General features: G+C 38.0%; 13 protein-coding genes. 4 read left to right on the forward strand and 9 right to left on the reverse strand.

Going from position 1 to position 19,700, the window contains the following annotated elements:
- Positions 1 to 34: 34 nt before the first annotated feature.
- From AC1DNH_RS19235 to AC1DNH_RS19270, 8 genes are all read right to left on the reverse strand, one after another.
- On the reverse strand, positions 35 to 1,069 hold the full coding sequence (locus AC1DNH_RS19235) for a DUF2157 domain-containing protein (RefSeq protein WP_477582370.1): 1,035 nt from the start codon (positions 1,067 to 1,069) through the stop codon (positions 35 to 37).
- Between the two features lie 123 nt (positions 1,070 to 1,192).
- On the reverse strand, positions 1,193 to 3,406 hold the full coding sequence (locus AC1DNH_RS19240) for a monovalent cation:proton antiporter family protein (RefSeq protein WP_477582372.1): 2,214 nt from the start codon (positions 3,404 to 3,406) through the stop codon (positions 1,193 to 1,195).
- Positions 3,407 to 3,917: 511 nt separating this feature from the next.
- Positions 3,918 to 4,889, reverse strand: coding sequence for a bifunctional riboflavin kinase/FAD synthetase (locus tag AC1DNH_RS19245; RefSeq protein ID WP_477625581.1), 972 nt, complete (start codon positions 4,887 to 4,889; stop codon positions 3,918 to 3,920).
- Between the two features lie 180 nt (positions 4,890 to 5,069).
- Positions 5,070 to 5,930, reverse strand: a complete 861-nt coding sequence (locus AC1DNH_RS19250; protein WP_477625582.1) for a YitT family protein — start codon at positions 5,928 to 5,930, stop codon at positions 5,070 to 5,072.
- Entirely contained in the window at positions 5,927 to 6,658 is a 732-nt protein-coding gene (gene truB / locus AC1DNH_RS19255; protein ID WP_230149589.1) for a tRNA pseudouridine(55) synthase TruB, read from the reverse strand. Before truB ends, AC1DNH_RS19250 begins: the two co-directional genes overlap by 4 nt.
- 26 nt (positions 6,659 to 6,684) lie before the next feature.
- On the reverse strand, positions 6,685 to 7,479 hold the full coding sequence (locus AC1DNH_RS19260; RefSeq protein WP_477582376.1) for an undecaprenyl-diphosphate phosphatase: 795 nt from the start codon (positions 7,477 to 7,479) through the stop codon (positions 6,685 to 6,687).
- Positions 7,480 to 7,558: 79 nt separating this feature from the next.
- A complete protein-coding gene (locus tag AC1DNH_RS19265) occupies positions 7,559 to 7,786 on the reverse strand; it encodes a DUF3098 domain-containing protein (RefSeq protein ID WP_108198252.1) in 228 nt (75 codons plus the stop codon).
- The gene (locus AC1DNH_RS19270) at positions 7,786 to 8,664 is read right to left on the reverse strand and encodes a cell division protein FtsX (RefSeq protein ID WP_029275800.1); all 879 of its coding nucleotides are present in this window, start codon (positions 8,662 to 8,664) and stop codon (positions 7,786 to 7,788) included. Before AC1DNH_RS19270 ends, AC1DNH_RS19265 begins: the two co-directional genes overlap by 1 nt.
- A 199-nt stretch (positions 8,665 to 8,863) precedes the next feature.
- Here AC1DNH_RS19270 and AC1DNH_RS19275 point away from each other — a divergent pair, with 199 nt between their 5' ends.
- Together AC1DNH_RS19275 and leuS are read left to right on the forward strand one after the other, a co-directional pair.
- Positions 8,864 to 9,292, forward strand: a complete 429-nt coding sequence (locus AC1DNH_RS19275; protein ID WP_477582378.1) for a lipocalin family protein — start codon at positions 8,864 to 8,866, stop codon at positions 9,290 to 9,292.
- 382 nt (positions 9,293 to 9,674) lie between these two features.
- Positions 9,675 to 12,503: a leucine--tRNA ligase gene (gene leuS, locus AC1DNH_RS19280; protein ID WP_477582380.1), complete on the forward strand. Its 2,829-nt coding sequence runs from the start codon at positions 9,675 to 9,677 to the stop codon at positions 12,501 to 12,503.
- Between the two features lie 316 nt (positions 12,504 to 12,819).
- Here the strand turns inward: leuS and AC1DNH_RS19285 are convergent, their stop codons facing one another.
- A complete protein-coding gene (locus tag AC1DNH_RS19285; protein ID WP_477625583.1) occupies positions 12,820 to 14,121 on the reverse strand; it encodes a DEAD/DEAH box helicase in 1,302 nt (433 codons plus the stop codon).
- Positions 14,122 to 14,723: 602 nt separating this feature from the next.
- On the opposite strand from AC1DNH_RS19285, the gene AC1DNH_RS19290 reads away from it, so the two are divergent.
- Together AC1DNH_RS19290 and AC1DNH_RS19295 are read left to right on the forward strand one after the other, a co-directional pair.
- Entirely contained in the window at positions 14,724 to 17,954 is a 3,231-nt protein-coding gene (locus tag AC1DNH_RS19290; RefSeq protein WP_477625584.1) for a SusC/RagA family TonB-linked outer membrane protein, read from the forward strand.
- A 14-nt stretch (positions 17,955 to 17,968) separates the two neighbouring features.
- Positions 17,969 to 19,681: a RagB/SusD family nutrient uptake outer membrane protein gene (locus tag AC1DNH_RS19295; protein WP_477584408.1), complete on the forward strand. Its 1,713-nt coding sequence runs from the start codon at positions 17,969 to 17,971 to the stop codon at positions 19,679 to 19,681.
- Positions 19,682 to 19,700: the final 19 nt, after the last annotated feature.

Genomic DNA, 19,700 nt, shown 5'->3' on the forward strand with positions numbered 1-19,700 from the left:
GAATGATTTTTTTACTTTAAACTGGTGTTAACTTTTACTTCAAAAACTCTACATTCCATATTTTCTCTGCTTTTCTGCCGATCAGCCAAAAAGAGGCCGCCAGTACCGAAAAGAATAAAGCTTTATGCCAACTGTCCCAGAAGTATTCGAAATAGCGTGTATAAAGATTAATAAAGAGAAAAGTAATGCCGAACTCGCGGGCAATGTCATCACGGTATTTTAAACCAAAGAGCGTACTTGCTACACAGATAGCTCCTGAAATTAATGCCCAATAAAATAGGCTTAGCTGTCTAACCTTGTACCATTCTTCTAAACTGGCAAAATTGCCGAATACGGATAAGGCCCAAAGCGAGACAAACAAATAAACCATTCCTGCGATATAAGTAACCTGAAAGAAGTTGTGTGTTTTGGGGAAAGCTTTCATAATAAACGACGCTGCGGTTAATGCAGCGCCAAAAACTACAAAGCGCAAAGGATAATTCATGCCAAGGAAGTAATAATTCCAACGGCTTAAATAACCTGTTTCAGTACCAAACCAGGCACCTAAAGATATCAAAGCAAAAATCCAGATTAAACGCGAATTGAATATATAACCTAAAGCACCATAAATGAAAACTGATATTAGGATAAGGATGGAGAAATTGCCAGATCCATTGTCTAGTGCCTTCCCGAAATAAGCAATGGCATTTGCGGTAAGTAAAATTGCTGAGAAAACGATAGCTTCATTACTAAACTTTAAATGGGCCAGTTTCTTTTTTCGCTTAAAACCTAAAATATAAAGCCATGCTGCCAATCCGCCAGAAACAATAGCAATTACGATGTTTGGTGTATTGTAAACCCGTTTTAAATAGTTCAAGATCGAATTATCAATGAGGAGCGATCCAAGTGCAATAAAACCGCAAGCCAAGGCTACCCAAAAAGCATACTGTGCCAGGCGTAACCAATCGAAGTTTTTGGCTTCATAACTTTTACGGAGTTTATCGCCTGTTTCATCATTAATTAAGCCATCACTTTGCCATTGCTCAATCATATCATCAAGAAACTCACTCTTTTCTCTATCAACTTTCATAGGTTAGGTTATATACGAAGATAGTTTTTTTGGTCGGAAGTCAGAAGTCGGAGGTCCGAAAGTGAAAAAACATACTATCTATGCATCTAGACTCCTGACTTCGGACTTATGACTCGGGACTAACTAAATAACCTCTTTTATTTTCTTATTGTTCCCAACAATCCAAATTACATCGCCGTTATCGAATACAAAGTCTGAGGAAGGATTCAATATCCGATCAGTACCCCTTTCTATGCCAACAATTAATGCCTGTGCTTTTTCGCGGATACCTGCATTTCTAATACTTAATCCATAAACAGGCGATTCGGCATGAACAACTACCTTTTGTAAGGTCATTTCTTTATTCGGGAAATTATTTTCTTCAGCTGTTTCCGGCGCATCAACTTCTAAAAGTACTTTAACAGCAGCCAATTGATCATCAGCACCAATTAATAGCAGTTTATCGTTTGGATAAAGCCGCTCATCTCTTCCCGGTGTTGGAATGTTATTTCTTCCACGTTCTATTAAAGCAATGTTAACGCCATATTTTTCCCTGATCATTAATTCGGTAAGTGTTTTTCCAACTACTTCCGATTCAGGGGAAACAGTGATTTCAGTTAAGTGAGTATCCCAGGGTAAAATGTTAGGTTTTTGATGCTCACGTGCATTTAAATTCAACATGAAACGTCTTTCCAGTTTATCGTAAAAAGACTGCAGTTTCCTGGAGAAGATGACCATACCTAAGATAATCAGGACTAATGCGATTACAGCGGCAATCCAGGTATCAAAAAACTCATACATTAAAAAACCTACAAAGAAAATGCCTAAGGCAATTCTGAAAAACTCGATTGCGATTAACGGCCCCCGGGTATATTTTTTGTTCAGCCAAAGGTGGGAATAGGCTGTTCGCTGGATCCTTCGGATAGATAACGCCCATAAAAATGGCGACATTAAAATGAAGGAAACCACTACGCTGATAATAATAGAAGTTAAACTATTGGAAATATTGTTCACAATAAAAGGCTGAACGTACCTGTAGGCTAAAAAGATGATCGCAATAATAATCACGGAGTGGATAATGGTATTAAAAATATAAGACCTCAATAAAACCTTCCAATCGCTTAATGTTGTAATTCCTTCGGTACTGGAGCTGTATCTTTCGATCCCATCTAACCATTTTTTAGGTAAAACACGGTTCAAGTACCGGTAAAAAGGTTCAGATAGTTTAATCAGATATGGCGTAGTAAATGTAGTGATCGCTGCTGCCGCTACCGCAATAGGATAAAGGAAATCGCTTGTTACTTTAAGGGTTAAGCCTAATGAGGCAATGATGAATGAAAATTCACCAATCTGCGCCAAACTCATGCCCGATTGTACCGAAGTTTTTAACGGCTGACCAGATAATAACGCCCCTAAAATGGTAAATATAATTTTCCCTAAAATAATCACTAACGTAGCAACGATAATTGGTACAGCGTACTTAACCAGCATTGAAGGGTCGATCAGCATACCGACCGAAACAAAAAATACCGCTGCGAATAAATCCTTTACTGATTTGGTTAAATGTTCGATTCTTTCTGCCTGTGTGGTTTCTGCCAAAATGGATCCCATAATAAATGCCCCCAAGGCAGGAGAGAAGCCCACCTTATCGGCCAGTAATACCATTACCAAACATAACGCTAAAGATACCACCAACATGGTTTCGTCGTTCATTAATTTCTTGGTTGCTTTAAGAAATGAAGGAACCAGGAATATTCCGCCCAAGAACCAAAGTACTAGGAAAAAAGCCAGTTTTAAAATGGAATACAGCATTTCTGTACCTGCCGATTGCTGACTAACCGCCAGGGTAGAGAATAGTACCAATAACAAGATGGCCACCAGATCTTCAACAATTAAAACGCCAAAAACCAGGCCTGCGAACTTTTTATGTTTTAAACCAAGTTCTTCGAAAGCCTTAATGGTAATCATTGTTGATGAGATGGACAAGATACCCCCAAGGAATAAACTATCCATGTCTTTCCAGCCCATTGCTTTACCTACCAAGTAGCCCGCCAGAATGATAAAAAGCACTTTCACGATCGCCGTGATGGAGGCAGAACCGCCAACTTTAACCAGTTTTTTAAAACTGAATTCTAAACCTAAACTGAATAAAAGGAAAATTACGCCTATTTCGCCCCAAATATTGATGCTTTTTGTATCGGTAACTGAAGGGAAAAAATCTAAATGTGAGCCAACCAACAGGCCGGCCAGTATATAACCTAAAACCAACGGTTGTTTAATTCGTTTAAATATGAGGGTGGTTATCCCTGCAGCAGCAAGGATTAATCCTAAATCGGCAATTAAATCGGGTAAATGCATCTATAAAAAATGGGTATTGATGATTAAATAATTTATTTCCGAGTATTGTTACTCGGCATTTTATTGAAAACCCCACATTTGTGGTTAAAAATGAAATTACTTACCAAAAAACATGTTTTGGGTAGAGCATCTTAAACAGGCACCAATAATTATATTTTAATCTCCTGATTACAACTTTTGTATTGATGGTTTTGTTCTTGAAAAAAAGAAACAGCAAAAAAGTGATCAGTACAAACGCACTGGATGATATTTTTATAATTGGACTGTTAATGAAATCTTTTTGCAAACTTTCACTATCCTGATTAAAATCAGAATTGGATTTGATATTTTTTTTGCTTGAAATGAAACTTATTTTGGTGTTTTTTAATGGTACATCATTTCTTTTTTCCTGCGATGCGAAGGCCGCAAAATTAATGGATATAGACAGAAAAAAGATGATGTAAAAAAGCCTCATTGCCGCTAATATAACGAAAATGAGGCTTTTTTGAAAGCAAAATCTGATTTAAATCTGTTAACTTACAGATTCAAAATAAGCTAAAGTAGCCACCTTATCTTTTTGTAACTGAACAGTTAAAGCTTCTAATCCGGTGAATTTCACGTCATGACGCAAGAATTTCAAAAAGTTCATTTTAATGTCCTGCCCATAAATTTCCTGGTTGAAATCGAAAATATTTACTTCAATATTTCTTGTCATTCCGTTAATGGTTGGGCGTTGCCCGATGTAGGCCATTCCCTTGTAAGGTTGGAGGTTTAAGGTTGAGGGTTTAGGGTTTAGGACTTCAGACTCCATCTCTACGGTAACGGCATAAATGCCATCGCCCGGAATCAGTTTATAAGTTTCTTCTACAAAGATATTAGCTGTTGGGAAACCYATTGTTCTTCCGATTTTATCGCCTTTGATTACCCTTCCAAAAATAGAAAACGGATAACCCAGATAATCGTTGGCCAAGCTTACGTCGCCCGCTAAGAGCGCCTGACGGATTTTGGTAGAGCTTACTGCAACATCATGAATATCCTGCTCCATAATTTCCTCCACACTAAAACCATAATGTAGGCCAGCAGCTTTTAAATCGTTTAGGTTGCCCGAACGATCTTTACCAAAGCGGTGGTCGTAACCAATAATAATATGCTTGGTACCAATGTTATTTACCAACGTGTTTTTTATATAATCCTCAGGCAGCTGATTGGAGAAATCTCTGGTAAATGGCGTGATGATTAAATGATCTACACCTAAACCTTTTAAAATTTCGGCTTTTTCATTAATGGTATTAATCATTTTTAGCTCCTGGTTTTCAGGATCTATAATCATTCTAGGGTGTGGGAAAAAAGTTAATATTACACTTTCTCCGTTGTCGGATTTTGCCTTTTCTACCAGTTGTTTAATGATTTTTTGGTGTCCGAAATGCACGCCATCAAAAGTGCCAATGGTTACAATGGCATTATCTAATTTTTTAAAATCCGAAAGGTTATGATATATTTTCAATGGTAAATCTATTTTATCGGTGTGGGTTTTGCATGAGGGATGGAAGCGGTATCCCCCGATTTAAGCATTGTTGTTTATTATTTTGTGGCATGCTTGCTTGTTTTACAGGTTTCATCGGGGATTTAGCGTACAGCCCGACCCTTTGCACAGCTTAGGGGCATGCCCAATTTCTATTATTTATTAATGTAAAGCATGGCGTTTTACGACCCCGCCTTTTAAATCGGCAATCTGTTGTTGTATCACAAATGCATCCGGATCGATCTGGCGAATAGCGGTTTGTAATTTGCTCATTTCTAGTTTGGTAACCACAGTGAAAATAATATCGATATCTTTCTTTTCTCCATAACCACCTTCACCTTTATAAATGGTCACTCCGCGTTTCATTTCGTTAATGATGAATGCTTTTATGTCTTCCTGGTGCTCAGAAATAATGGTAACACCGGTGTATTGTTCTATGCCATTTACAATGAAATCGATCGTGCTTGATGCCGATAGATACGTTAGAATAGCATATAGCGCAGTTTCGATATTTAAGAAATAAGCTGCGAAGGCGAAAATAATGATATTTAAAATCAGGATGATATTTCCAACGGTTAAAATGCTGTTTTTACTGATGTAAAGCGCTAAAACCTCTGTTCCGTCGATAACACAGCCACCGCGCATGGCCAATCCAATCCCACCGCCTAAAAATAACCCGCCGAAAAATGCGATGAGCAATTTATCGTGGGTAATGGGCTGAAAGGGAAGAAAAATTAAGGCCAACGAGAGCGCAGCAATGGCAATAGCGGTTTTAAGGGCAAAGCCTTTACCAATCTGCCTATAACCTAAAATTACAAAGGGAATGTTGATAATTACAATAAGGTACGATAAATTCCAGCCAGTTAAGGTGCTTAGCAAAAGAGAAATACCCGTAACACCACCATCAATAAAATGACTGGGCATTAAAAAGCTTTTTAAGCCAAAACATGCCGAAGTTACACCTGCAATAATTAAAAGAATTTCTTTTATAAACCTGATGTTTCTGTTTTTGATGCGGTTCATGCCTCTGCTGCAGTTTTAGCTTCTTCTTTCTTGCTACGAATATAATTAACAAGTTCTAATACCTCAAACGCATCTTTAAGCAAAAAGTTTCCGCTCCGGGTACGTGTAAGTTTGGAAAGATAAGCGCCACTGTTTAAAGTTTTACCAAAATCGGATATTAATGAACGGATGTATGTGCCTTTACTGCATACAATTCTAAAATCGATCTCTGGCAGTTCGATGCGTGTTATTTCAAACGCTGGAACGCTTACAAAACGTTTACGTAGCTCAACCTCTTCACCCAGCCTTGCTTTTACGTATAAACGCTCTCCATTTACCTTAACAGCAGAATGTGCTGGTGGATATTGTTCTATATCGCCAATAAATGGTGTACAGGCAGCGTATATATCTTCTTCGGTGATGTTACTGATGTCGAAAGTTTGATCTACCTCGGTCTCCATATCGAATGACGGGGTTGTAGCACCCAAAATCATGGTGCCTGTATATTCTTTCTCTTCTGCCTGGAAAGTGTCTATCTGCTTAGTTAATTTGCCTGTACAGATGATTAGCAAGCCTGTAGCAAGGGGGTCTAAAGTGCCGGCATGACCAACCTTTAGTTTTAGCGGTTTTAAAGAATTACGGATTTTGCCCACTACATCAAACGAAGTCCATTTGTATGGTTTATTAATTAAGAGCAATTCGCCTTCAGCAAAATTGAAGTCTTTAAATTTTGAATTTTCGGTACTCACAAATCTTTTTTGCGCAAAGATACGGATTAGTTTATATCAATATGATATCCTGATAAGAACAATGCTAATATGATAATTCCCAAAGCAATACGGTACCAGCCGAAAACTTTAAATCCGTGTTTGGTTAAAAAGCCGATAAATGATTTTATAGCGATTATAGCAACAATAAAAGCAACAATATTACCCACTAATAACAACTTAATATTTTCTGTATTTAACAAATGATAGCCTTTTAAAAGCTTGTATCCTGTTGCTGCGCACATTGTGGGCACGGCTAAAAAGAATGAGAATTCTGCAGCCGCACTTTTTGTTAATTTTTGACTCATTCCGCCCAAAATTGTCGCGGCACTTCTACTTAAGCCAGGGAAAGCTATAGCAAGCACCTGGAAAAAACCGATCTTTAACGCAGTTGCGTTTGTGATTTCTTTTTCACTGTCAATTGTAGCGTTTTTAAACCACTTATCAACCAATAAGAGTATTACGCCTCCAATTAATAAAACGGCAGAGATAAATATAGGATTGCCCAAAGTATTATCAATAAAATCATTCAATAGAAAACCAAAAACCAAAGCAGGTATAACAGCAATAATTAATTTCAGATAAAACTTCCAATCAGAAAAGTTGAAGAATTTTTTCCAGTAAATTACCACCACAGCCAAGATTGCACCTAATTGAATAGCAACTTCAAAAAGCTTTACAAAGTCATCTTTACCGATTCCCATCAGGGCGGATGTTATGGCCATGTGTCCGGTGCTCGATACAGGTAAAAATTCAGTTAAACCTTCAATAATTGCCAGAATAATGGCTTCAAAATAGTTCATGTTTTTAGAAAAGATAAGAAATAAAGAAAACGCTTAACCAATAAATTAAGCGTTTCAAGTATAATCCTTTAGGATAAAATTATTTTTTTAGGATAGCATAAATGCCAAAAGCAAAACCCGCCAACACCACTATCGGTGCTAATAAAGTCCTTCTGAAATCATAAATGTCGCCAGTAGTACCCATCATTAATATAAAGCCAACTGCTACAATTGCAATGCTGATTAACAATAACTGATAGTTTTTTTTGGTGAAAACCAATTCGCTTTTAACGTCCTTTGCAACCGGACCTGTTTTTTTTTCTGCCATTATCTATAAAGATGATAAGATTTTAAACGTAAATATCTGCTTACTGCAAACCATGTACTAATGCCTGTTATAAAAATACCCACAATTAAAAGGCCTATAAATACGAAGCCAAATTCCTGGTAGTTATTTAAAATAATAATCTCAGGTACCTCTTTGCGGGCATAAATTAAGGTTGCCAATAAAATAATAATGGCAATAAATGCAGCAATTAAGCCATGTAAAGCAGCATATAATAAGAAAGGACGTCGAATAAAGTTTTTCGTTGCACCAACCAGCTGCATACTTTTAATTAAAAAACGCTGTGAGTAGATTGCCAATCTTATTGTGTTGTTAATCAGTGCTATAGAAATGATTAATAGCAGTGCGGCAAAGGCTAAAATAATTAAGCCAATGGTGCTGATATTTTTGTTTACCATATCAATTAAAGAGCTTTGGTAAACCACTTCTTTAACTACAGGGTTTTTAGAAATACTTGCTTTTAAGGCATCGATGCTTTTATTGTTCGCATATTCTGCTTTTAAATACACATCGAAGGTAGATGTTAGCGGGTTGTATCCTAAAAAGTTAACAAAATCCTCACCTAAATCCTGCGTTAAATTTCTTGCGGCAAGCTCTTTATTTACATATTGAGTTTGCTTTACTGCAGGATTTGCATTTAATTCCTTCTGAAAGGCCAAAACATCGGCTTCTTTTGCGCCTTCATCAACAATAATGTTTAAAACGATGTTTTCTTTAACGTAGTTAGACAGGTTTTTGGCATGTACAAGTACCAAACCAAGCAGTCCCAGCATTAATAAAACCAAAGCAATACTGATTATAGTGGAGATATAAACGGTTTTGGTTTTCTTAGATGCATCACTTACTTCGAATTCTTCCATGTATTTCATTTTTGTTTCTGCGAAAATATAAATTATACCTGATAAACACCAATTAATGATTGCTAAATGAATATTAACGGAAAGCTTTTGCTTTTAGTTTGAGTATTAATTCTTTAATTAAATTTACTTTTTGTGAAAACGCGGTACGAAATTTGTTGAAACGGCGTTAATTATGGATATCTTAAAACTAAATTTAACTATGAAAAGACAAATTACTATTCTGAGCCTATTCTTACTTATCGCCTCTACAATTATTTCGTGCAAAAAAGATGATACTTCTTTAAAAGCCCAGATGTTAGGCCGATGGACGTTAAATAAAATTGTAACTTCCGGTTATACTGCTGAAGAAACATTGAAAGATCCAAAAAAGATTAATGGGACTGTTACCTATGGTACAACAAGTGATTATGTTGACTACAAATCAAATAACGATGATCAGGTAGAGCTGAGTTTATCGGGTAACAGAACAATCGGAACTTATGTAATCATTTATTCTGATCAGTTCAGCATGGATATTAATGATGGATTGAATTATTGTAAAGTAAACAGTATTACTGCAAACAAATTAGAGTTTACTGCTAAAATTGATAAAACAAACGTTACTAAAGTATATTTTTTATCAAGATAAGATCTTAATCCCCCGATTATTTGCTGCGCCATTGATTTTTAACATCAATGGCGCTTTTTTTTGTGTTAAATCTTAGGGCCGTCATGCTGAATTCATTTCAGCATCTTTCCAAGCAAGATAGGCCCTGATCCCGAAATTTCGGGACAGGGTGACGATCTCGTTGGGTAATAGAGCTAAAATTGTTTATTATGATAAATATTTAGCGAAACATTTATTTTGGCATAAAGCATCAGATGATATCTAAGTGCACAAAAGACGTGTAGGTTTTTACCCCTAACTTCTTCTAATTCTGCATTTCTGCTGGTAAAATATTATCATGAATCTGCTTTTTTAAGCCCCTTAATTTCCGTATTTTCGCACCTTTAAAAATTTAAAACTTGCAATGGATTACCAATTCAAAGAAATAGAGCAAAAGTGGCAGAAATTTTGGGCAGATCATCAAACGTTTAAAGCCGAAAGCAATTCTGAAAAACCAAAATATTATGTGTTAGATATGTTTCCTTATCCATCAGGAGCAGGCCTGCACGTTGGTCACCCACTGGGTTACATTGCATCAGATATTTTTTCAAGATATAAACGCCTTAAAGGCTTCAATGTATTGCATCCAATGGGATACGATTCGTTCGGATTACCCGCAGAGCAGTACGCCATACAAACCGGACAGCACCCTGCCATTACCACCGAGGCAAACATTGCAACCTATCGCAGGCAGTTAGACCAAATTGGTTTTTCTTTCGATTGGAGCAGAGAAGTACGCACCAGTGAGCCATCTTATTATAAATGGACACAGTGGATTTTTATGCAGTTGTTCAATTCATGGTACAATATCGAAAACGATAGGGCAGAAGATATTACCACGTTGATCGAAAAATTTAATGCTTCTGGTACAGCTGATGTTAAAGCAGTTTGTGATGAAGATACTAAAGAATTTATGCCGAGCGACTGGGCAACCTTTACCGATGAAGAAAAACAGATTGAATTGTTAAAATACCGTTTAACTTATCTTCGCGAGAGTACTGTAAACTGGTGCCCGGCTTTAGGAACCGTTTTGGCGAATGATGAGGTTAAAGATGGCTTCTCGGAACGTGGCGGTTTCCCTGTTGAGCAAAAGAAAATGATGCAATGGAGCATGCGGATTACAGCTTATTCTGACAGACTTTTGCAGGGTTTGGATACCATCGATTGGCCAGAACCAATTAAAGAAATGCAACGTAACTGGATCGGTAAAAGTGTTGGAGCATCCGTAAGGTTTGCCGTTGACAATTCACAGTTGGCAGTTGAAGAGACTGAAAACTCAAAACTGAAAACTGAAAAATATATAGAAGTTTTTACCACCCGTGTAGATACCATTTTTGGGGTTTCTTACCTGGTTTTAGCTCCGGAGCATGAGTGGGTTGCAGAATTAACTACTCCTGAACAAAAAGAGGACATTGCAAACTACATCGCTTTAACTAAAAAGAAATCAGAGTTAGACCGTATGGCCGATACCAAAACGGTGTCTGGTGCTTTTACGGGTACCTATGTAATTAACCCTGTAAGTGGCGAACGCGTGCAGTTATGGATTGCTGATTATGTGTTGGCAGGTTACGGAACTGGCGCGGTAATGGGCGTTCCGAGTGGCGATCAACGCGATTGGTTATTTGCCACACATTTTAATTTGCCAATTATCCAGATTTTGGACGGACAAAAAGATATAGATGTTCAGGCAGATCCAACTAAAGAAGGAAAATACATCAACTCAGGTTTCATAAACGGAATGACATATAAAGAAGCTGTTCCATTTTTAAATAACTGGTTGGAAGAAGAGAAAGTAGGGAAAGCAAAAGTAAACTTCCGTCAGCGTGATGCGATTTTTGGTCGCCAGCGTTATTGGGGCGAGCCTATTCCGGTTTACTTTAAAGATGGATTGCCTTATTTGGTAAAAGAAGAAGAATTACCATTGTTACTTCCTGAAATTGATAAATATTTACCAACTGAAACAGGAGAACCACCTTTGGCCAGGGCTGAAGACTGGGTTCCAAAAGATGGTGGACATTATGAGTTAAGCACCATGCCGGGTTGGGCAGGAAGCAGCTGGTACTGGTACCGTTATATGGATGCCAATAACAATAACGATTTTGCTTCAAAAGAAGCTGTTGAATATTGGAAAGATGTGGATTTGTATATCGGTGGTTCTGAGCATGCAACCGGTCACCTATTGTACAGCCGTTTCTGGAATAAATTTTTGAAAGATTTAGGTTATACCAAAGAAGAAGAACCTTTCAAAAAACTGATTAACCAGGGCATGATTCAGGGTAGAAGTAATTTTGTATATCGCATTAACGATGAGAACGGAAAACCTACTAACACTTATGTATCAGCTGGATTAAGAAAAGAATATAAAACTTCAGCATTGCACGTTGATGTGAACATTGTTGAAAATGATACTTTAGACATCGCTAAGTTCAAAGCCTGGAGAGAAGAATATGCTAATGCAGAATTTATTCTTGAAGGCGGGAAATACATCTGTGGTGTCGAAGTAGAGAAAATGTCGAAATCAAAATTCAACGTGGTTAATCCCGATGATTTGATTGAACGTTATGGTGCTGATACTTTGCGGATGTACGAAATGTTCTTAGGTCCGTTAGAGCAGAGTAAACCTTGGAATACGAATGGTATTGAAGGTGTATTTAAGTTCTTGCGTAAATTCTGGCGCTTGTTCCACAACGAAGAATGGGCTTTCCATGTAAACGATGCTGTTCCTACAAAAGCCGAATTAAAATCGCTACATAAAATCATTAAAAAGGTGCAGGATGATATCGAGCGTTTCTCATTCAATACTTCTGTATCGAGTTTCATGATTGCAGTAAACGAGTTAACCGATCTGAAATGCAAAAACCGTCAGATTTTGGAAGATATGGTGATTATCCTTTCACCTTATGCGCCACATATCTGCGAAGAGCTTTGGGTATTGCTAGGTAATGAAGCCGGAACTTTATCGTATACAGCTTTCCCGACATTTAAACCTGAGTATTTGGTAGAAGATGAGTTTGCCTATCCGGTTTCAATCAACGGTAAAATGAAAATGAACCTGAATTTGAGCTTAACTTTAGCTCAGCCAGAGGTAGAAAGCATTTTATTGGCTGATGAGCAATTCCAGAAATTCCTGGATGGAAAACCAACTAAAAAGATCATTTTCGTTAAAGGAAAGATTATTAATGTGGTAGTGTAAAGAGGTATAAGGCGGAAGGTTTAGGGTAGAGGGTTTTCTTGCGCTTGCCTAAGCTAGAAATATAAAAAGTTCCGTCATTCCCGCGTAGGCGGGAATCTTAAAGCTATCGGATTGCGATTCCCAATCAAGTTAGGAGGGACGCGGCGTTTTAATTTATTGATTATCAGATTAGACTAAAGCGATAAAAAACAAAACCCGGACTACGTTTCGTAATCCGGGTTTTTTGTTATCACTTATAAGATACGTCATGCTGAATTTATTTCAGCATCTATTTTGTAAGTAAGATTCTGAAACAAGTTCAGAATGACGACCGCGATTATCTTTCACCTCTTTTTCTATTTCCGCCAAATCTTCTGTTGTTGCTGGCATTGCGTGGTTTACCGCTCATATTGCCATCAGCACCTTTTTTAGCGCCGCCACCGCCTTTAGATTGGGCTTGTGGTTTACGTTTAACCTGGTTTTTAGCAAGCATACTTTCCCAGCTTAATGGATAAGGATGATCATCAACAACCGGAAGCGTAATTTTAATCAGTTTCTGGATATCCAATAAGTATTCGTTTTCTTCTGCATCACAGAAAGAAATGGCAATCCCGTTTGCACCAGCACGGCCAGTACGGCCAATTCTGTGTACATAAGATTCAGGAATATTCGGCAATTCGAAATTGAAAACGTGCGATAACTGATCGATATCAATACCACGGGCAGCAATATCGGTAGCTACTAAAACGCGTATTTTACGGTCTTTAAAATCAGTTAATGCCCTTTGTCTGGCATTTTGCGATTTATTGCCGTGAATGGCAGCAGCTTTAACACCAGCATGTGCCAAATCCTTAACAATACGGTCTGCACCATGTTTGGTACGGGTAAAAACCAAAGCAGTTTCGATCTTTCTATCCTCAAGAAGGTGGATCAATAATTTCTTTTTATCAGGTTTGTCTACAAAATAAACCGATTGAACAATTGTTTCTGCTGTAGAAGAAATGGGGGTAACTTCTACTTTTGTCGGACTAGATAAAATCGTATTTGCCAACTTCTGGATTTCATCTGGCATGGTTGCAGAGAAAAATAAAGTCTGGCGTTTTGCAGGCAATTTAGCCACCACTCTTTTCACATCGTGAATAAAGCCCATATCGAGCATACGGTCGGCTTCATCCAATACGAACAATTCGATGGTATTTAAATTGATGAAACCCTGGTTCATTAAATCTAATAAACGGCCGGGTGTTGCAACTAAAATATCAACGCCTTTTCTTAAAGCTTCTACCTGCGAGTGTTGATTTACACCACCAAAAATTACTAAATGGCGTAAATTTAAATGACGGCCGTAAGCCTTGAAACTTTCTTCAATCTGGATGGCAAGCTCGCGTGTCGGCGTTAAAATTAAAGCCTTTATGTTTTTGGTTGCCTTGGTATTGATGTGTTTTTCGTGCAATAACTGCAACATCGGGATAGCAAAGGCGGCGGTTTTTCCGGTACCGGTTTGCGCGCAACCTAATAAATCTTTACCTTTTAATATCGTTGGGATGGATTGCTCCTGTATTGGTGTCGGTTGTGTATAACCTTCGGTCTCAAGGGCCTTTAAAATTGGCTCAATGAGGTTTAATTCTTTGAATAACATGTATGTTTCTGTGTAATATTTATCGAAGAAGCTAGAACAATCAATTGTTGAAGGACTAACTTGCGGAGAGAATATGCCATTCAGAATGGCAAGCCCTTATTCCTGCTTCGGCGGCAAAGATACAAAAAAATGTATGAGAATTTACTATTTGATAAATGTAACCTCAAATCGTTATCTATTACTCACACCTGTTATTGATCTAATGCATTTAATCCTTTTAGTTAGTGTTTTATAGTCTGTTTGTGTATGTATTTTTTGTAGTATTATTATTTTTATATGTATATTTATTTTTAATCAAGTGTATATTGTACACTAATTCATTATTTAATTAAAAAAATATCATTATGTAAATCATCAATAAAAATACCTAACAACCTATCTAACCACTTACTTATGAGAAAAAATCTACCACTCTTCAGGAGAAATCCATTCTTCTTGCATGCCTGCCTTTTTTTGTGCATTGGCATAATTCAGCAAAAAACTAAACCACTTAATCACCTCGTCATAACTGACGGAGATCACCTGATGCTGCTAAGTTTATTAACCTAGAAGTACATCAGTCGTATTGAGTACGCATTATTTCACCTAATCATTTATAACCTATGAAACAAAATCTATCTTGTATCAAGAGGAGTTTTCTTCTCTTGTGTTTGGGGATGTTATTTGCCCTCGGCGCAATGGCCCAATCAAAAATCACTGGTAAAGTTATTGCAAGTGATGATAAACTGCCTGTGGTTGGCGCCACGATCAAAATTAAAAATGGTAGCGGTGGTACCGCTACTGATGCAAATGGGGCCTTCTCGCTGAGCGTAAAACCTACTGATGTGTTGGTTATTTCTTTTGTTGGCTATGGCAGTAAAGAAGTAACAGTGGGTACCCAAACCAACATTTCAATTGTATTACAAGCCAACAATAATAACCTTACAGATGTTGTAGTGACTGGTTATTCTTCTCAGCGGAAGAAAGACTTAACTGGTTCTGTGGCTGTAGTAAGTATGGAACTGTTAAAGGCCCAGCCTGCAGCAAGTGCTGTAGAAGCGTTGCAAGGAAAAGCAACAGGGGTACAAATTGTAAATGACGGGGCTCCTGGTTCAACGCCACAAATCAGAATCCGGGGTTTTAGTACCATTAATAACAATGACCCACTTTATGTAATTGATGGGGTTCCGTTTGAGGGAAAACTATCCTGGCTTAATCAGAATGATATCGAAAGCATGCAAGTATTGAAAGATGCTTCTTCTGCTTCTATCTATGGTTCAAGAGCAAATAATGGTGTGGTTATCATTACCACAAAAAAAGGTTCAGCAGGACTACCAAAAATTACGCTCGATTCTTACTATGGCACACAGTCGCCAAGAAAAAATAGCTTCCCACAAATGATGAATCCTCAACAATATGCACAATATGTATTTAATGGGTATACTAATGCCGGAAAGCCTATTGCTGCTGGAGATAACTATGGTTCGGGCACAGTACCGGTATTACCTGAATATTTGGTGGCAGGTTTAAAACTTGGTCAGAATGTTACTGCTGCAGATGCAGATCCTTCTAAGTACAACTATAGCCGTGATCCAAATCTGTTTTATCAGATTACAAAAGCAAATAAGCAAGGTACCAATTGGTTTGATGAGATAACCGAATCTGCACCAGTTCAGAATTATAATATTAGTGCACTGGGTGGTTCAGACAATGCAACCTATTCTATTAGTGCCGGATACTTGAACCAAAAAGGAACGATAAAATACACAGGTTTTAAACGTTATAGTTTTAGATCCAATACTGCGGTATCTGCTTTTAATAAACGGGTGCGTTTCGGAGAAAATGCACAATATAGTTACGCTGAAGGTGTTGGGTTTGGCGTTAACCCGAATACTCCCGGTGGTTATCAGGATCAGGGAAGTGCTTTAGGATGGGCATACCGGATCCCAACAATTATCCCTGTTTATGACATTGCCGGAAACTTTGCCGGTAGCCGCGGTAGTCAGTTGGGAAATGCAGAGAATCCACTCGCATTTCTATTCAGGGCAAAAGATAATGTTAATAAAAACAACTTCTTTTTTGGAAATATCTTCGGTGAGGGTGATATTATTCCGGGTTTAGTATTAAAAACCAATTTTGGGATACGTTACGAGAATTACAATAGCTTATCTATGCGTTATCCAAATTTGGAATTCTCTGAAGGCAATAATTCAAATAATTTAAGCGAAATCCAAGGGTATAATACAGAATGGACCTGGACCAATACTTTAAATTATAACAAAAAATTTGCTGAAAAACACAGTTTAAATGCATTAATTGGTACAGAGGCAATCAGATCCAGAACCAGACAATTAACTGCAGGAAGAAATGATTTCTTTCTTTTGGGTAATCCGGATTATTATTATTTAAATACAGGTTCTTCAAATATCAGCAATGCCAGTACCGGAGCAATAGGGTCACTATTCTCCGTGTTTGCAAAGCTTGATTATTCCTTTAATGATCGTTATCTCGCCAGTTTTACTATCCGTAGGGATGGTTCATCTAACTTCGGTTCTGCTAATAAGTATGGTAATTTTCCGGCAGCAAGTGCTGCATGGAGATTATCTGAAGAGGAGTTTATGAAAAGTCTCAATTGGGTTAGCGATTTGAAACTTCGTGTTGGATACGGACAAACCGGAAACCAACGGATACCGGGATATCAATATATCAATAGATTTCAAAGTTCTATTGTTAATTCAGCTTATGCGCTTGGTGGCGGTAATGGTCTTACAACTGGTGTGCGACAAAATGCCTATCAAAACCCTGATATAAAATGGGAAGCTGTAAATTCTTTAAATATTGGTCTTGATTTTACTTTGTTAGGTGGGGCTGTTGATGGATCAGTAGATTGGTATAACAAGAAAACGACTGATATGCTTTACCCGGTACCACTACCAGCAAGCATTGTAGGAATGGGAAGTTCACCTTTTGTAAATATCGGCGATATGAGTAATAAAGGGGTCGAATTTAATATCGCTTATCATTATGGAAGAAGCGCTGATAGCCCTTTTAAATTTGATATTGGTGCAAATTTCTCCAAAAATAACAATAAAATCGTAAGGTTGGCACCAGGTATTCTCAATCAGGTTTATGGCAATTATAGGAGCTTACAAACCAGCGTTTTACAGGAAGGTGCTCCACTGGGTTCATTTTTTGGATATAAAACCGCAGGAATTTATCAGAGTACTGCTGATATTCAGAATAATCCTTCTTATTCGGGTGCCAGGGTTGGTGGATTACGTTATCAGGATATTAATGGTGATGGTATTATTGATCCAAAAGATCGGACAATTATTGGAAGTCCACATCCTGATTTCACTTATGGTATAAATTTGAACGCATCTTACAAGAATTTTGATATCTCAGCTTTCTTATATGGTGTAAAAGGAAATGATATATTTGAAGCTACACGCTATTTTACAGATTTCCCTTCCTTTGATGGAGCCAAAAGTGTTAGGTTGCTTGATGCCTGGAGCCCAACCAATACATCAAGCCTGATTCCTTCTGCTTATGCCGGGGCCTCTGATCTGGAGTTTGCTTCTTCGAGTTATTATATTCAAAACGGAAGCTTTTTAAGGCTGAAAAATTTGCAAATCGGCTACTCCATCCCAACAGCCAAAGCTTTTGGACCAAATTCTGGCATCAATAAGATTAGGGTGTATGTTAGTGCAACCAATGTATTTACCATCACTAAATACACAGGATTGGATCCGGAAATAAGTCAAATTGTAGATGGCTTCTCTGCTCCAGGAGTAGATCAGGGGGTTTACCCATCACCACGTCAGTTTTTAATCGGTATTAATGTTGGTTTTTAATTAAAAATATCAAAATGAAACATATAAAATATATTCTTCTTTCCTTATTAATTTGCAGTACTTTTTCCTGCAAAAAGGAATTTTTAGCATTGCAACCGCAGGGCGAACTCACCGAGGAACAGTTAATGAGCCAAGAGGGGGTTGAAGGACTTTTAATAGGTTCCTATAGTTTACTTAATGGCAATTTAGACGGAACATGGGGTAATTATGGTGCAGCACCAAGCCAATGGTTATTTGGCGAGGTTGCATCTGATAATGCCCATAAAGGGAGTAGCACAGGAGATCAGCCGCCTATGAATGCCATTGAACAGCATTCGCCAACCAGTACAAATGATAATTTATCGAATATTTGGAACAGATGTTTTGAAGGAATTCAACGCTGTAACCGTACTTTAAAAGTCCTTGCTAACTTACAGGCAGGCTCGGGATCGGCCAAATTTGATGATGCCCGTGCAAAAGAAATTCAGGGCGAAGCCAGATTGTTGCGTGGACATTATTATTTCTTTTTGGTTCGCATATTTAAAATGGTTCCTTATGTTACTGAGGCGAATAGTGGTGCTTTTGTTCCTAATGATAAAGACATTTATCCTAATATTGTAGATGATCTTCAGTTTGCCGTAGCCAATTTAAGTACAACCAAACCAAAAAATCAAAAAGGTAGAGTAGATAAATATGCAGCTCAGGCTTATCTTGGAAAGGTGCTTTTATATCAAAAGAAATATCCTGAAGCTTACGATTTGTTGAATGCCGTAATTTTGGCCAAACCAAGTTTGGTTGATATGCCTTACGGCGATAATTTTGACATTACCAAAGAAGACGGACCAGAAACGATTATGTCTGTTCAGCATTCAGTTGGAACAGATGGCACAGGCGGCGATAATGGTAATGTAGGCGATATGCTTAACTTCCCGTACGGTAATGCGCCGATTAACTGTTGCGGTTTCTTTCAGCCAACGATAGACCTGGCCAACTCCTTTAAGGTAAATGCCCTTGGCTTACCGCTATTGGACGGCAGCTATCGTACTAATCCATATAAATCTGATTATGGATTAACCGGAACGGATAAAACAAATTATGCAGTAGATAAGACTTTACCTTTAGATCCACGAATTGAATCGACAATTGGAAGACGTGGCGTTCCATATCGCGATTGGGGTTTAATGCCTGGTGATACCTGGATTCGCGACGCCAGCAATGGCGGCCCTTTCCTGGCTGTTAAGAATACCATTGATGCTTCGCAGATTTCGAGCGGAACAGCTCCAGGAAGTTCCAACGTAACCGGATTAAACGTAAACCTGATCCGCTTAGCTGATGTTTACCTGATGGCGGCAGAATGCGCCGTGGAAAAAGGCGATTTGGGCAGAGCTTTAATATTGGTTAATGCAGTTAGAGCCCGTGCTGCTAAAATTACCCCTCGGGATATAAATGGAACTCCTGCGGCGGCTTACAAAGTTAGCCAGTACATCTCGTTTCCAAATGATACTTATGCAAGAAATGCGGTGCGTTTCGAACGCAGGTTAGAGTTGGCATTGGAAGGTCATCGCTTCTTCGATTTGGTACGCTGGGGTGTAGCAAAACAAACACTGGAAAGTTATTTTTCTTTTGAAGGTGGGTACTTCAATTACTTAAAAGGCATTACCATCGAAACCAGAGATGATTATTTCCCTTTACCGCAAGATCAGATTGATAGAAGTAACGGTACCCTAAAACAAAGCCCGGGTTATTAGGTTATAAATGAGATACATG

The organism is Pedobacter sp. 01N310 (assembly GCF_056399805.1).